The sequence below is a fragment of the Bradyrhizobium cenepequi genome, from assembly GCF_020329485.1.
Taxonomy (GTDB): Bacteria; Pseudomonadota; Alphaproteobacteria; order Rhizobiales; family Xanthobacteraceae; genus Bradyrhizobium; species Bradyrhizobium cenepequi.
Genome location: NZ_JAGKJI010000004.1, coordinates 57,350 through 71,836 on the forward strand (window position 1 = coordinate 57,350; position 14,487 = coordinate 71,836).

Annotated in this window: 13 protein-coding genes and 1 pseudogene; 2 read left to right on the forward strand and 12 right to left on the reverse strand. The window is 62.2% G+C overall.

What is annotated here, in order from left to right:
* Positions 1-48: 48 nt before the first annotated feature.
* On the reverse strand, positions 49-1,695 hold the full coding sequence (locus J6497_RS07295) for an alpha/beta hydrolase (RefSeq protein WP_225703583.1): 1,647 nt from the start codon (positions 1,693-1,695) through the stop codon (positions 49-51).
* A 168-nt stretch (positions 1,696-1,863) separates the two neighbouring features.
* On the opposite strand from J6497_RS07295, the gene J6497_RS07300 reads away from it, so the two are divergent.
* Positions 1,864-2,100, forward strand: a complete 237-nt coding sequence (locus J6497_RS07300) for a DUF3551 domain-containing protein (RefSeq protein ID WP_225703750.1) — start codon at positions 1,864-1,866, stop codon at positions 2,098-2,100.
* 1,112 nt (positions 2,101-3,212) lie between these two features.
* Here J6497_RS07300 and J6497_RS07305 read toward each other — a convergent pair.
* The 4 genes and pseudogenes from J6497_RS07305 to J6497_RS07320 all read right to left on the reverse strand — a co-directional run.
* Entirely contained in the window at positions 3,213-3,848 is a 636-nt protein-coding gene (locus tag J6497_RS07305) for a response regulator transcription factor (RefSeq protein WP_225703584.1), read from the reverse strand.
* Between the two features lie 214 nt (positions 3,849-4,062).
* Complete coding sequence (locus J6497_RS07310; protein WP_225703585.1) at positions 4,063-4,683, reverse strand: response regulator; 621 nt, start codon at positions 4,681-4,683, stop codon at positions 4,063-4,065.
* Between the two features lie 71 nt (positions 4,684-4,754).
* Positions 4,755-5,735 (reverse strand): sensor histidine kinase, encoded by a 981-nt coding sequence (locus J6497_RS07315; protein ID WP_225703586.1) that lies wholly within the window; start codon positions 5,733-5,735, stop codon positions 4,755-4,757.
* A gap of 556 nt (positions 5,736-6,291) precedes the next feature.
* Positions 6,292-6,489, reverse strand: a pseudogene (locus tag J6497_RS07320) (Bax inhibitor-1 family protein); the annotation flags it as partial.
* Between the two features lie 616 nt (positions 6,490-7,105).
* Between J6497_RS07320 and J6497_RS07325 the strand changes: the two are divergent.
* Positions 7,106-7,591: a DUF992 domain-containing protein gene (locus J6497_RS07325; protein ID WP_225703587.1), complete on the forward strand. Its 486-nt coding sequence runs from the start codon at positions 7,106-7,108 to the stop codon at positions 7,589-7,591.
* A 234-nt stretch (positions 7,592-7,825) separates the two neighbouring features.
* Here J6497_RS07325 and J6497_RS41190 read toward each other — a convergent pair whose 3' ends face one another.
* From J6497_RS41190 to J6497_RS07355, 7 genes are all read right to left on the reverse strand, one after another.
* Positions 7,826-7,957, reverse strand: coding sequence for a hypothetical protein (locus J6497_RS41190; protein ID WP_283844399.1), 132 nt, complete (start codon positions 7,955-7,957; stop codon positions 7,826-7,828).
* A 156-nt stretch (positions 7,958-8,113) separates the two neighbouring features.
* Complete coding sequence (locus J6497_RS07330; RefSeq protein WP_225703588.1) at positions 8,114-9,160, reverse strand: LacI family DNA-binding transcriptional regulator; 1,047 nt, start codon at positions 9,158-9,160, stop codon at positions 8,114-8,116.
* Positions 9,161-9,242: 82 nt separating this feature from the next.
* Positions 9,243-10,130: an MBL fold metallo-hydrolase gene (locus J6497_RS07335; protein ID WP_225703589.1), complete on the reverse strand. Its 888-nt coding sequence runs from the start codon at positions 10,128-10,130 to the stop codon at positions 9,243-9,245.
* Positions 10,127-10,951: an aspartate/glutamate racemase family protein gene (locus J6497_RS07340; protein ID WP_225703590.1), complete on the reverse strand. Its 825-nt coding sequence runs from the start codon at positions 10,949-10,951 to the stop codon at positions 10,127-10,129. Before J6497_RS07340 ends, J6497_RS07335 begins: the two co-directional genes overlap by 4 nt.
* Positions 10,948-12,321: an MmgE/PrpD family protein gene (locus J6497_RS07345; protein WP_225703591.1), complete on the reverse strand. Its 1,374-nt coding sequence runs from the start codon at positions 12,319-12,321 to the stop codon at positions 10,948-10,950. The genes J6497_RS07340 and J6497_RS07345 overlap by 4 nt, the downstream gene beginning before the upstream one ends.
* A 10-nt stretch (positions 12,322-12,331) precedes the next feature.
* Complete coding sequence (locus J6497_RS07350; protein ID WP_225703592.1) at positions 12,332-13,534, reverse strand: acyl-CoA dehydrogenase family protein; 1,203 nt, start codon at positions 13,532-13,534, stop codon at positions 12,332-12,334.
* 11 nt (positions 13,535-13,545) lie between these two features.
* Entirely contained in the window at positions 13,546-14,481 is a 936-nt protein-coding gene (locus J6497_RS07355) for a hydroxymethylglutaryl-CoA lyase (RefSeq protein ID WP_225703593.1), read from the reverse strand.
* Between the last annotated feature and the right edge of the window lie 6 nt (positions 14,482-14,487).

Genomic DNA, 14,487 nt, shown 5'->3' on the forward strand with positions numbered 1-14,487 from the left:
TCGCTGTCATTGGCTGCTTGTGGCTGGTGTTGGAGCAGCGGTGGCGGACTATGGTTTGGAGAGGCGTCGCTTTAGCCGCATGATCTCCTCCGGGGACCAGTCGCGGGCATCCGTCACCTCGATCCAGGCGTCGATGTAGTGCGCCGGAGCGTAGACATGGCCGAACCCGATCGGCGCGTCGGTGGCCCTCAGCATGTCCAACGTCAGTTGAAGAAAGCTTACGATCGGGTACCAGCGCACTTGCGGCGATACGTCCGGGCCGCGCGGCGGCAGCATCCAATCCGGCTGGCGATGGAGGCTGCGATAGTCGAAAAACATCGCCGGGTCGCTCGCATATTGGAGGTAGACGACCCGCATCGGTCCCCACGCGGCATTCGGACCTGAAGCGGGGTCGGCAGCCTCTCCATGCTGGTTCATGAACCGCACGAACGATCCGTCGCGGAAGCGGGGAAGCCAAAAGGGCGATCCCAGATTGCGATGGTCAGTGAACCAGCGCCAGAGCCTGCTCGAATAGGGCGGCCCACTCCAGAGTGCGCCGGCGAACGGGTCGCCCATGACTTCGATCAGGTCCGTCGACTGTTGAGAATTCATGGCGCCAAGACTGATCCCGTGCAGATAGAGCTTTGGCCTTCGATCCTTGGGAAGCGTGATCCAGTATCCGTAGATCTCCCTGAAGAGCGCACGGGCAACATCGGCGCTATAGCCGGGGTCCAGAAGCAGGTATAGCCAACTGGCGAGATAGGAGTATTGTAGGGTGACGCTCGCGACGTCACCGTCATGCAAATATTCGACGCTGTCCATCGCCGCCGGGTCGACCCAACCGGTGCCGGTCGGCGTCACCACGATAAGCACGGATCGCTCGAACCCGCCGACCCGCTTTAGTTCTTCCAGTGCAAGCTTGGCACGCAGTTCCGTTGTCTCAGCCGATCGTAGTCCGACATAGACACGAATTGGCGCTAGCGCTCCCCGGCCAGAGAATGTGCGTATGTCTTCGCGGGTCGGTCCCGAGGAGATGAACTCCCGCCCTGCCCGTCCGAGCTTGTCCCAGGCGAGCAGGGAAGCGCTGCTGCCGGTCTTCAGAGGATCCGTCGGCGGCTCAGTCTCCGGCTCGATCAGCGCATCGTATTCCAGGAAGGACGCGTCGGCGACCTGCAGGGCGGCTCGAACGAGAACTCCATTGATGACCAACCAGAACAGCGCAACCGTAGCAATGATGCCGATGACGTTGGACATCCTCCTTGGCAGGAAGCGGTTGGCTCTTGTCGCCACGAAGTCCAGCGTCAGTCGGAAGACCCCCGCGAGCGCGATGAGGGTTGCGAAAACTGCCAGGGCAATTATGCAGACCTTGAGTGGATGCACCGAATCGACCGGCTCAAGCCCCATCAGCTCACGGATCGAATTCTGCCATCGCGCCGCCTGCCAGAGGGAGATGATCGCAACGATCACGCAACCGATCGCGGCGGCGAGTCTAGCGACGCTCACGACGCGGCCGTTGAGCCGCGCGAGTTCCATGTAAGCCGAAAGCCAACCGCCGAACACGCCGATGGCATATCCAGCCGCCAGAGAAAACCCCGAAAGCACGCCCTGTGTCGAAGAATTCCGCGGCAACAGCGTCGGCGTCAGAGAGGCGGCAAAAAAGAGCAGCCCGAGGAGAACGCCGCCAGCAGAGAATGAATGCCATGACCCTCTCCTCATACGGCCGGACCTCTCGATTCCGGATGAACGTCATCATTGTCCGCAAAGTTCGCGCTTGGGACTCTTGCCAAGCTCGTCCCGGGGAAGCCCGTATTTTCAGGCGGGTCCTGCCGCGACACTATAAGATCTCCTCAAGGCGATGGACGAGGTGATTTCATGCGCTACCTGATGGCAGTTTTATCGGCGGCGAGCTTGATTTGGATTGCCGAAGCTGTTCCCGCAGCGGCAAGGGACTATCGCTATTGCTTGCAGTCCCGATCTACCGGAATTCCGGGTAATTGTTCCTTCCGCACGCGCGCGGCATGTATGGCGGCGGCGTCGGGACGAATGGCCACATGCGCAGTCAATCCACGCGTGGCATTCGGGCGATATCACCGGCGGGGCCGTGTGAACTCCGGCCAATAGTCCCGGCGCATAGTCACGCTCGCGTCATCAGCAGGCAGTCGTAGGCCAGCGAGTTCGAGGCGCGCGGTCGAGCTGTGAGAGGGCCGAACGTTGCGACCGCTGGGCGACCTGGCAGCGTCACCGCTTATGCATCGGCTACGCGAGGTGCTGTGTTGAAGGGCCGAAAGTCGGAGCACTCAAGTTGCGTCAGATTGACATCAACGCCGCAACAGGCACCATCATAAAACAAAATCGTGGCACCCGGAGCGGAAGAACATAGCATCGCGGCGCTGGTCGACAGCGAGAGATCATTCGATTTCGTGCACGCGTTAGAGTTCGTTCGAATCCATCCGTTCGACCCATCACTGCCAAGACACTGCATTCGAGGCGACGCAGCGATGATCCCCCTTCGCCTCGATGATGCCGGACCAGCTCACGGACACGCACATGTTGAGCGCGCATCCGAATCCGGCGAGCGTATCGAGCGCGGAGTCACGGGCCTCTGCCGCTGGCATCCACGACTTCGGCGGCAGCAACGGGACGGCCGACAATTGCTAAAGCGGTGCGAACGGTGCTGTAGCCTGAGCGGCTACGGGAAAGCGACCGCGCGCCGCTCTTCTCTGATCACCACTACCAGCGACGCCAACCCCAGGGTCGCGGGCCCCATGGTCGTGGGCCCCAGCCGGGACGCGGACCCCAGACGGGACGCGCGCCCCAGGCATAGGCGCCGCGCCATCGCGGCCCCCATCCCAGGCGAGGACCCCACACCGGGCGCGGACCCCAGACGGGGCGCCGCCACCAGCAGCGGCCCCATGCGTCGCAGACCCAGCGGACCTGCTCGGCATTGGCCGTTGGGCCCGGCGATCCGGGCGGCCTCTCGAAGGCCGTTCGGCATCGCGGAGGCCGAGCCGGCGGTGAGCGAAAGGCAGCCGAGCGCGGCCAACCCAACAACAGCAGCTTTCAGTTTCATGGCTGTCTCCTTGGTTGGAGACTCCAAAGAACTTTTACAACACCCTTTGGTTGCAGCGTCTGCGTAGGAGCTTACGATTTGATTTCACTTGGATTTGCTGAATATCGGTCCACAAGGCTCGCTGCCCCCGGGGCGATTGCCGCCCGTTGAACTGCTTGGGCCGTCAGGGCGCAACCAGCTTCTTGCGAATTGCATAGCGAACCAGCTCGGCCGTGGATGACATGCCTAGCTTGCGCATGGCCGACGCCCGGTGGGTCTCGACGGTTTTCACACTAAGCTTCAATATGGAACTGATGGCCTTGTTGGTATGTCCCTCCGCAATCAACTGAACTACGTTCTGCTCCCGCGACGTGAGGAGTGTGCCGGACTTGTTTTGCTTGTTAAGCTGGTAATCGGTCAGCAATTTCTCCAACACGACGCTGGTAAAGTAAGGTCGGCCCTCGAGCAGGGCCTCGATTGCTGAAATGAGATGTTTCCTGGCATCCGATTTGAGCAGGAAGCCACGTATCCCGATCAGAAGGGCCTCGGTCAGGATCTCCTCGTTTTCGTGCATGGTGAGGATCAATACTTCCGAACGCAGGCGAAGCGTCTTGACGCGGCGGCTGACTTCCAGTCCGTTCACGAGAGGCATGGAATAGTCGGCAATGATGATGTCCGGTCTCGTTTCCAACGCCAATGCGATTGCCTGCTCGCCGTCGGGCGCTTCTGCAGCTACAATCCAGTTGGAGCGCGTCTCAACGATCGCACGAAGTCCGGAACGTACGACTTCATGGTCATCCGCAATCAGGATGCGTTTCACAGCGTCGTTCCTATACGCTGGGCGCCAGGGCTGTCGGACAGTCAACAGCGATAGCCGACAGCGAGTTCAGAATCATACTGGTTGGCGTTCCAGCGGTTATCCCGCGAAACCCTGGGATTTCGTGGGCAATGTACTGAGGTCAGCTACCCCTGGGTCCACGGCAAAGGCTGAACGACAGAACGATCAGGCGCCGGATCGCCAGCGCCCTGATGCATCATGCTTCCAGCAGCCGGGCACGAACCGCGTAGCGAACCAGGTCTGCCGTCGAGTGGATGTCCAGCTTGCGCATCGCGGCCGCCCGGTGCGCTTCGGCGGTCTTGACGCTAAGGTTCAGAATGGCGCCAATGCCCTTGTTGCTGTAGCCCTCTGCAATGAGCTTGACCACCAATCGCTCCCGCGGCGAGAGCCTGTCTCTATCTCCGGTCGAGCCCTCGTTCGACTCGGACGAACAGCTATCGGTACAAAATGGCTTGTGGACCAAAAGCGACTCGACCGCCGCCAACAGGAGCCTGTTGGCATCCGATTTCAACACGAATCCCCGGGCGCCCGCCTCGAATGCCTGCTGCGCCAGAAGGTCGGAGTTGTGCACCGTGAAGATCAGTACCTCCGTCGGCAGACGATATTCCCTGATCCGCCGCGCGACCTCCACTCCCGTCATGCGCGGCATGGAGAAGTCGACGATCGCGATATGGGGCTGGTTCGCTATCGCCGCGGCAAGGGCCTTGCTGCCGTCGTTGACCTCAGCAACGACTTCCCAGTCGGCACGTTGTTCCAGAACCGCTCGCAGTCCCGACCGTACCGCTTCATGATCATCCGCGATAAGAAAGCGCTTCATGGCAGGAGAGCTCCGACTCCTGTGGCATCGCCTAGCTCAGCCGGCACCGGCGAGCCGAGTTCGACTGCAGACTAGTGGACCCGTTTGCGCGGATCATGATGACGTGGACGGCCTTTGGCCGACTGCGTTTTTCCAGTCGCCGGCCCGCGCGGGAACACTGCGGATAATGTCGTGCCGGGCCGTCCCGTTCCCGGCCCGGAGCGGATCTCGAGGGTGCCTCCGATTTGCTGAAGTCTAACCCTCATCGCTGGGATTCCGACGCCGGGCGGCTCTGCCATCGCTTCGTCGCGGGCTTGGCCGGGTGGCATGCCGCGCCCATCGTCGCTGACCCTTAGTTGGAAGTGGTTGTCGGTTGACTCGATCGCGATCTTGACTTCCGTCGCTCTTGCGTGACGAAAGACATTCGTCAGCGCCTCCTGAACCACCCGCAGCAGTGAACGCTGCGTTTCGTAAGGTAGTCGATCGATCTCGGACGAGATGCTGGCATCGACTCTCAATGATGTGCGCACCGCGAACCCTTCTGCATATCTCTCCAACGCCGCCTTCAACCCGGCAACCGTCAGATTTTGCGGGTGCAGCAGGTAGGCAAAGGCCCGGATTTCTTTGATCGCCTGATCAATCGACGCATCGATATCGTCGCAAAGTCCCTCGGCTTTCGCCGGCTCACTCAAGCTGCTCCGCATCCGCATCACCCCGAGGCTCGCGGCAATCAAATGCTGGCAGGTCGAATCGTGGAGATCGGAGGCAATCCGCTGCTGCATGTCTTCCTGAATGGATACCAGCGTGGCATTCTTGCTTGCATTGCTGTCGGAGAGCGTTCCGAAGTCTTGGGATGACGCTCCTTCCACGACCCGATGGCTACCGATCAACGTGACAATGCTGCCGGTCAGGGAATCGCAAATCGGCGCAACGATCGTCTCGACGATTCGTGGCAATCCTCCAAGAGCGAGCCGATGTCGGATCCGGACCTCGGCGATTCTGGCACGACAAATATCGAGCACCTCATGGACGGACCTTGCATCCTGTTGCCCCATACAGTCGGAAACGGCCATCCCCCGGATGTCTTCCGACGCGATCCCAACAAGAGATTCGAATGCTGGGTTTATGTCCTCATAAACAAAGCGCCCTCCGCATGAAGGGCGCATCACAAAGAGAAGGTCAGAAGCGACCTTCCAATACAGCCGATCGCGCGCGCTCGATGCACCAATGCTTGGCCATCCCTGTGCATTGGTTCGATCCGACCCGCACGTGGGAGCACTATGTTGCTTCACGGTACGCACTCGCCTTCCACGCAGCTCTCGATGCTGAGAGCCGCCCCTTACCTAGGCCAACCTCCCCTACCCGATCGGATATGTAGCCGCATTCTACACCGTCAGGTAGAAAAGCGCCATCGACGTGGAGCAATCTTAGCCTGGAACTCGCGAATTCGTGCTCTAAGCACCGGTTGTGAATGGACGGCAGCGAATAGGTACAACAATGATAAAAATGCGGAGGAGCCATCCGCGAGTTGCACGAGGCCAAGGCTTTTCATAACCGCCATTCATGACCTGCTAACAATTGGCACTAAGTGCATATTCCACACCGGCATGGAAATCGGGTCTTCCTTCAGATCCGCGGGGTGCCGTAGGCAGTCAAGCCGGCGAAGACGCCGACGCCAACTATCGAGATCAACCAGTCAAGTCGAGCCGAGCGCAGCAAGAGGTTGATCAAGCTTGCGACGATGATTCTAATCAATCCCATGAACAAGAAGGTGCCCAGCCCGGATAGGTCACGCCTAGTCGTGTACCCAAGAATGTTGAGCGCCCCGACCTCCTGGGACCTGGTGCCACGCGGGATGCCCGCGATGCGCAGTTTCTGCGGTCAGTTCCTACATAGAATCCCCGATGGGCGAGCGGCAAAGGCACCGATAAGGTCGTAGTCATCGGCCAGCCGGCTTCCGCATTCTCTGCCGCCCTTAGTCAGCGCTATCGACGATGGGCTTCAGGGATCATGGCAGGCGCATCGCACGAGGCCAGGGCCAACATCAACATTGGATTCTGAAGCGATATGGAGGCGATGATGAATATCCGAACTGTACTCGGCGCGCTGGTCGTCGCCTCAGTCACAACCCGTTGTGGCGCCGTCAAGCGTCTCCGTAGCCCAATCGACCGACCAAGGTGCGGCGGCGCCAAAGAGCGCAGCCCAGAATACAAACATGAACCCGCGCAAGCATCGCTATTGGCGTCACCGCGGCGGGCGGCATCCGCACTTTGGCAGCCGTCGGGTTCGCTCCTCCGTGCCCACGCCGACGATGTCGCCGTCGGCCAAGTGAACAGCTTGTCGGATCATTGATCTGTGGAGACAGCGCATTCATGCTTGCGATGGGCGTCGCGGCCCCGGCGATCTCGTGGCTGCAACAGTCGAAATCAAGTCGAGGGGTGACATGCAAACGATACGGCTTCTGGGCGCCCTGTGCATTTCCGCGTTGATCTCCACTACCGCATCGCCCGCGCAAGCAGAGGCATTCAGGGTCGGTCGACTGTTGTGTTCCAGCAGCCCGAGGATCGGATTCCTCGTCGGATCGACGCAGTCACTGCGGTGCGTATTCTACCGACAAGGTTCGTCGCAACGCTACATTTACGCAGGACGGATACGACGTGTCGGTCTTGACCTCGGCGTCACCGGAAGCGGCGTTTTATCCTGGGCCGTCTTTGCCAAGAACTCGCGGATTGGTCCCGGCACGATGCGCGGGAGTTATGTGGGGGCCAGCGCCAATGTTGCGCTGGGTCCTGGGTTTGGCGCAAACGTTCTGATCGGCGGATCCCGCCGAAGCGTTGTCTTGCAGCCGATTTCGGTCGAGCGCGCAATCGGGGTCAATCTCGCGGCGACGGTGACCCATTTGACCCTGGGCGCAAGAGGCCGACGATAACGAACGCCCGAGAGTTCCTGCCGAAAGTAGTTCGGAACATTGCCGACCTCTGACTCAGGGTTTCGTCGGATATCGATGTTGCTGGTCGGAAGCTACGATCCACAGTACGCCCCAATGATCGTCACGCGGATCAAGGCCGTGGCATGACCGATTCAGCGTTGAAGCTCCTGCTTTATGTCTTTGAGTCCACGAGGCGGACCGCATAACGAAAGAGGGAGAAGGACAATGAGCCCTTCAACTCGCCGAGCTTTCCTTGGTCTCGCACAAGGTGCCGTCGCCGTAGCTGCTGTCGGCGCCTTGGGCGTTCATTTCGTCGGGATTGCAGAGGCGATGTCGGTGCCGCCTGACCTCGGTAAGGTCGAGCACCGGCCGCAGCTCGTCACAAAAGCACAGTGGGGGCCGCCGCCTCGTTGGCGTGGACCGCGGCGCCGACCGCGCGGACGCCGGTGGGTCTGCTGGTGGCATCGCGGCCGCCGCCGCTGTGGATGGCGATGAATGTAAGCAGCCGTTCGCGCAAAGGACTCAGGCCGCCCGCCTGGGCGGCCCCACTGACGCCCGGGGTATGAATTCGCTTGGCACCAGCACGTGACGGGCCTCCTGCACGTCGTGGTTTCGGATTCGATCGAGAAGCATGCCGGCAGCGATCCGGCCGATTTCGCCTTGATCCCATCCGATGACAGCGATCGGCGGCGTGACAAGCTCCGCAAGTTCGGAGTGGCCGGACGCAATGACCGAGACATCGTCGGGAATCCGCAAGCCCCTTCCCCGCACCGCGCGCAGCACGCCCGACAGCATGTCGATGCCGCCGGAGATCACTGCCGTCGGTGGATTGCGCTGGCCGACCATCGCCGAGGTGATACGGAAACCCGCGCCGGGCAAGAAACTGCCGGCCTGGATCAGAGATGGATCGGGCTGCAGCCCGCGCGCCGCATAGGCCTCGCGATAACCGCGGATGCGTTCGCTTGCCGGATATAGCCCACGCTCACCCGTGATCAGCGCCACACGGCGATGGCCCAGGTCGAGCAAATGGCCGACGGCGGCGCGCATGCCTCCCGCGTGATCCGCCATGACGGCATCGGCCCACGGCGGCTGAGCGCGATCGATCAACACGATCGGAATGTAGAGCTCGCGCAGGAATGCTTCGAACTCTCCTTCCATCGGTGTATAAGGACCCATCATGACGCCGTCGGCCTGCCGGCTTGACAGCCGGCTGAGCAGTTCGCGCTCACGCTCCTCCCGGCCCTCCGAGTTGGAGATGACCAACGAAAACCCTTCGTCGTCGAGCACGTCGTGCGCCGCCTTCACGAAGCCGGCGAGCTGCGGGATGTTGATCTCGCGCAGGATGCAACCAATCGTATGCGTCGAGCGGATCCGCATGCTGCGCGCCACCGCGTTTGGCGCATAGCCGAGCTCGTCGATCGCGCGCTGGACCTTTCGGCGGACGTCGGGACGAACCGTGGCATTGGCATTCAGGACACGCGAAACGGTGCCCGTCGAAACGCCGGCTGCGGTCGCCACGTCGCGGATCGTCAGCTTGCTTCCACGGCCCACCATCTGCCGATTTGTCATCGTCTCCACCTGAGGTCCGAACTCACTTTAGCGCAAGCGGCGCTGAAGTGAATTCCGCGGCCTCAACCGTCGGACGCACCGATCAGATTTCGAAGGCCCACTGCTCTGCTACCAAAGTATATTGCCCGCCTTCGCGTCGCATATGGCCAAAGCCAGGAAAATGCAAATGCATTCCGCCGATCAGCATATCGTCAGTCACCACCATATCGAAAATCATCTGCCGCGCCTTGGCCGCGGCGTCAGGATCGGTGTCGAACTCCATGGTGACATGCGGGAGCGCCACCTGGATCTCGGGCACATGCACCGTGTCACCCCACACGACCATCGACCGGCCGCCGGAGGAGACAACGTAGGCCGTATGGCCGGGGGTATGACCGGGGATCGGAATCGCGGTAACGCCCGGCAGCACCTCGCCGCCGCGGAAGGTGCGGACTCGGTCGGCAGCCATATAGGGTCTGAGCTGGGTTCGGCCGGCTTCAAAATAGCGGCGGCGGGGTCGCTCTGCTGCCTTTGCCATCGCCTCGTCGTTGAACCAATGATTGACCTCGTTTTCATGCACGATGACCTCGGCATTGGGAAACAGTCTCGTGCCGGTCGCTGCGTCGGTCAGCCCGTTGGAGTGGTCGGGATGGACATGGGTGAGCAGCACGCCATCGACGGAGGCCGCCTCGATGCCTGCTGCCGCAAGGTTGCCCGGCAGGCGACCGCAGGTCGGCCCCATCAGATCGGCGGAGCCGCAATCGATCAGGTAGGTCCGGCCATCCACCCGCAGAGCGAAAGCATTGACCGAGATGCGCGGCGGCGACGTGCGGTGATCGCGCGCGAGAATGGCCTTGGTCTCCTGCTCCGGAATGTTGCGGAAGATCGAGTACCCCATGTCGACGTAACCGTCACTGAGCCCCGTGACCAGCACGTCTCCCAGTCTGCGATGATAGACGCCAGCGACTTGCGTCTCGGGAAACCTCGTCATCGGACACTCTCCTCCCAAAGTCGGGCGACGACCGCGGGATCATCGCGCCTGTGATGCCAGCTTCGGCCGACACGAAGTCCGGTTTTCGACCAAAGTCGAACTTCCATCAGCGCGTAAGCCCAGGCGACCGCGAACACGTCAATCACCGGCGCGCCGGCGATCTCGTGCACGCCGTGACGGACGAGAAGCTCGGCCAGCACACCTTCGGCCGGAATGATCACATCGGCGCCGCGCGCCACCAGGCGTTCGGCTGCGGCGGCAAAATTGGCGATGACAGCAGCCGGGTCGGCATAGGCGGCAGCCAGCGCCGGCTCGTCGAGCGGCGGATCGAGGGCGACGACATCGAGCACGCGTGCGGAAAGCCCGTGCTTGTCGACCGCAACCTTCGTCATCCATTGCACTGCCGGCGCGTTCGACACCAACGCCACGTAGCGTCCGAGCGAGCAACCAACGAGAAGCCCACTCTCCGTGAGCGAGGCGACAGGGATGTCGACGGCGGAACGAATCTCGCGCAAGAACGGCTCGCTGAAGGAGCCGATCACGAATGCCTCATAGCCCTCCCGTTCCGCTTTGATCGCATTATCGATCACGCGGCCGAGAATGCGGTGATAGGCATAGGCATTGCCGAGCACCGCCGTGGCCGACGCTCCGCCATAGCTGCCGGAGGGAAGACCATGCACGACAAGCTCGACGGCGTCGCCGAGGATTTTCGCCGCATGCGCCTCCAGCGCGCGCTTGTAGACCGCCAGATGGTCGAGTTCGTTGACCGACTGATGCCAGATGCGAGGCTTCGCGCCACCGCCGGATCCTGCTGTTGTCATGCGTCGGTCCGATCGCTTGTGAGACGCAGCGAGCGCAACGAGCCGACCTCTTCCAACCGCCACAGCTGCTCGAACAGGTCGCTTGCATGGGCGCGAGCGAACACTCGCGTCGTGCAGTCCAGGAACTTACCCTTCAGCTCCTCGCGGGTGAGTGGCTTCTGCCAGCTTCCCTTGGCATGCACGACGGGTGCGTGTTTCAGCACCTCGCCTGACGCGAGCACAACGCTCACCTGATCCGACGGCGCAAAAGGCTGATCGCCGGGCATGATCTCATCGGTCGTCGTGCAGCGTACCTTGGCGAAGGTGGCGCCGACATCCGATCGTGTAACGAATTCATCGGTCAATTCGGCAAGACCGACCCGGCGCGCGATGAGTGCGGCGGCCATCGCGAATTCCATGCTGAATTTTGCTTCGAGCCCTGTCTGCGGATTGTTGTTGCGCAACATCAGCTTTTGCGTGACGCCGGTGTGAACCCGGATCTCCGTGACGTCATTGGGGTTCAGCTTATGTTGCTCGACCAGGCCGAGCATCGCATCGATCGAGCGATGCGTGGCATAGCAGGTCGGATAGCGCTTCACATTGATTCCAAGCTCGGCGAGCCGCCAATGCCTGCCGATATCGAGCGTGCCGTCCTCGATCTTTGGTGCGCCGGACGGGGAATGGGCGCGCAGGAACCCGGTTCGGTGTTCCAGCACGTCCAGCGAAGCCGTGAATCCCTGGTCCGCCAGCCGTGCGGCGAGCACGCCCGATTGTGCCGTGCGGCCGGCGTGAAGTGATTTCGTCATCGTGCCGAAATTGGCGACAAGGCCCGAGGCCAGCGAGGCCGCGATGGCGATGGCGTGTGCCGTCTTCTCGGGATCGAGCCTGCGCAGGCGGGCGCATGCCGCTGCGGCCGCGAGTGCGCCCATCACCGCGGTCGGATGGAAGCCGCGCTCATGCAGGTGTCCCGGTTCGAGATCTGCAAGCTGGGCCCACAGCTCATAGCCCGCGACATAGGCGGCAACCGCATCGGCACCGTCAGAATCAAGCGACCAGCCCTCGGCAAGGATGGCGGGAACGAGCACGGTGCTCGGATGGCCAGCGAGGGCCACGTCGTCATAGTCGAGCACATGCGCCGCGACGCCGTTGACAAGTGCTGCATCCGGTGCCGCGAGGTTGCGGCCCGAGGGAATTTCTGGCGCCCCGTCGTTCTGCGTGGACGGCGCCAGCATGGCCGAGACGATACGCACCGGCTGCTCGGCTGCGCCTGCGATCATGACGCCGACACAATCGATGATGCCGATCCGTGCGGCCTCTTTGCACCGGTCGGGCAAGTCTGCCGGCCTCAGGCCTGCGACGAACTTTGCGGTCTCGCGAGTGATATTAAGCATGATCGCCTCCTCAGTAGGACCGGGGAAGACCGAGCACGTGCTGCGCCACATAGGCGAGCACCATGTTGGTCGAGATCGGGGCCGTCTGGTAAAGTCTGACCTCGCGCCACTTGCGCTCGACATCGTATTCCTGCGCAAAGGCAAAGCCGCCATGGGTCTGGAACGTCGTATCCGCCGCCTTCCATGTTGCTTCGGAGGCAAGCAGCTTGGCGATATTGGCATCCGCACCGCACGGATGTCCGGCCTGGAATAGGGCCGCAGCGCGTCGCGCCATCATGTCGGCCGCCTCGAGTTCGGCATAGGCGCGCGCCAGCGGAAACTGGACACCCTGGTTCTGCCCGATCGGACGGCCGAACACGCTGCGCTGATTGGCATAGGCGACACCCTTGTTGAGCAACCAGCGCCCGTCGCCGACGCATTCGGAGGCGACCAGGATGCGCTCGGCGTTCATGCCGTCGAGGATGTAGCGAAAGCCCTGCCCCTCCTCGCCGATCAAATTCTCCGCCGGCACCCGCAAGTTCTCGATAAAGACTTCGGTGGTGTTGTGGTTGATCATCGCCTTGATCGGGCGGATTTCCACGCCATTGCCCTTGGCCTCGCGCAGGTCAACAAGGAACACCGAAAGTCCCTCGGTGCGTCGCTTCGCCTGATCGAGCGGCGTGGTGCGTGCCAGCAGCAGCATGAGATCGGAGTAGAGCGCGCGCGAGGTCCAGATCTTCTGGCCATTGATCACGTAGACGTCGCCCTGGCGCTCCGCGCGCGTCTTGAGCTGGGTAGTGTCGGAGCCGGTGTTGGGCTCGGTCACGCCAAAGGCCTGCAGCCGCAACTTTCCGGCGGCGATATCCGGCAGATAGATGCGCTTCTGCTTTTCGCTGCCGTGGCGCAACAGCGTGCCCATGATGTACATCTGCGCATGCGCCGGGCTCGCCGTGCAGCCATTGGCATTGATCTCTTCCAGGATCACCGCCGCCGCGCGCAGCGGCAGGCCGGAGCCGCCATATTCCTCCGGAATGAGGGCGCCGAGGAACCCTGCCTCGGTCAGGGCGGCGACGAATTCGGCCGGATAGCCGCTGCGTTCATCGAGCGCCCGCCAATATTCGCCGGGAAACTTTTCGCAGATTTTTCGGACCGTGCTGCGCAGCTCCGGAAAATCCTCGCCCAGGACAACCGTGACGTCGCGATCAGCCCGGTGAGAAGTATCATGATAGTTCATGCAGTATCCTTTCAGACGGCGACCCTGGCGGGCGCGCGATAGGTCTTCGGCAATCCGGCGCGAGCGATGGCGCCGGAGAACCGCTCGCCGGGCAGCCAGCTTTCGACCGCCCCGCGCAGTGCAATCAGCGCTTCAATATCGGCGCCGGTATCGAAGCCGAGTTGCTCCAGCAGGAATACGGTGTCTTCGGTGTCGATGTTGCCAGTCGCGCCCGGCGCGAAGGGACAGCCGCCAAGCCCCGCGAGTGACGCATCGAAGGCGCGAACGCCGGCTTCAAGCGCGGCGGTGACATTGGCAAGACCGAGCCCTCGGGTGTCATGGAAATGGCACGCGACGGGAACGCGGCCGATGGCGGCGATCACCGCCTTCATCAACCGGCGGACCTGCCCCGGATCACCGTAACCGACAGTGTCGGCGACGATGATCTCATCGGCCCCCATTTCCGCAAGCCGCACCGCGATCTCGACGACCTGCGCCTCAGACACCGATCCGGAAATGGTGCAACCGAACGCGGTGGCAATCCCGGCGCCGAGTGCAATGCGCGCGCCGGCGCGTTGATCACGCGCTGCAACGATGCGCGCGAAATCCTGCAGCGATTCCTCGGTGCTGCGACGGACATTGGCGAGATTGTGCTCCTCGCTCGCCGACAGCACATAGTTGACCTGCGCCAGATCCAGCGCGAAGGCGCGCTCCGCGCCGCGCAGGTTCGGCACCAGCACCGAAGGCCGGCAGCCGGTGATCGCGGCTGCACCGCTGGCCACCTCCTCCGCATCGGCAAACTGCGGAATCACCTTTGGCGGCACGAACGACGTCACCTCGATCTCGTTGATTCCAGCCTCGACCATGCCGCGACACCAAGCGAGCTTGCGCGCGCTTGGCATGATCGTCTTCACGAGCTGCAAGCCATCCCTCGGCCCGACCTCGCGAACATGAGCTTTTTCACGCATCTCGCG

Bases quoted from the DNA above. Each gene is read 5' to 3' on its own strand.
- J6497_RS07300 (WP_225703750.1), top strand. From the start codon at position 1,864: ATGGCAGTTTTATCGGCGGCGAGCTTGATTTGGATTGCCGAAGCTGTT.
- J6497_RS07315 (WP_225703586.1), bottom strand. From the start codon at position 5,735: ATGGCCGTTTCCGACTGTATGGGGCAACAGGATGCAAGGTCCGTCCAT.
- J6497_RS07310 (WP_225703585.1), bottom strand. From the start codon at position 4,683: ATGAAGCGCTTTCTTATCGCGGATGATCATGAAGCGGTACGGTCGGGA.
- J6497_RS07355 (WP_225703593.1), bottom strand. From the start codon at position 14,481: ATGCGTGAAAAAGCTCATGTTCGCGAGGTCGGGCCGAGGGATGGCTTG.
- J6497_RS07345 (WP_225703591.1), bottom strand. From the start codon at position 12,321: ATGCTTAATATCACTCGCGAGACCGCAAAGTTCGTCGCAGGCCTGAGG.
- J6497_RS07350 (WP_225703592.1), bottom strand. From the start codon at position 13,534: ATGAACTATCATGATACTTCTCACCGGGCTGATCGCGACGTCACGGTT.
- J6497_RS07325 (WP_225703587.1), top strand. From the start codon at position 7,106: ATGCAAACGATACGGCTTCTGGGCGCCCTGTGCATTTCCGCGTTGATC.
- J6497_RS07330 (WP_225703588.1), bottom strand. From the start codon at position 9,160: ATGACAAATCGGCAGATGGTGGGCCGTGGAAGCAAGCTGACGATCCGC.
- J6497_RS07295 (WP_225703583.1), bottom strand. From the start codon at position 1,695: ATGAGGAGAGGGTCATGGCATTCATTCTCTGCTGGCGGCGTTCTCCTC.
- J6497_RS07340 (WP_225703590.1), bottom strand. From the start codon at position 10,951: ATGACAACAGCAGGATCCGGCGGTGGCGCGAAGCCTCGCATCTGGCAT.
- J6497_RS07335 (WP_225703589.1), bottom strand. From the start codon at position 10,130: ATGACGAGGTTTCCCGAGACGCAAGTCGCTGGCGTCTATCATCGCAGA.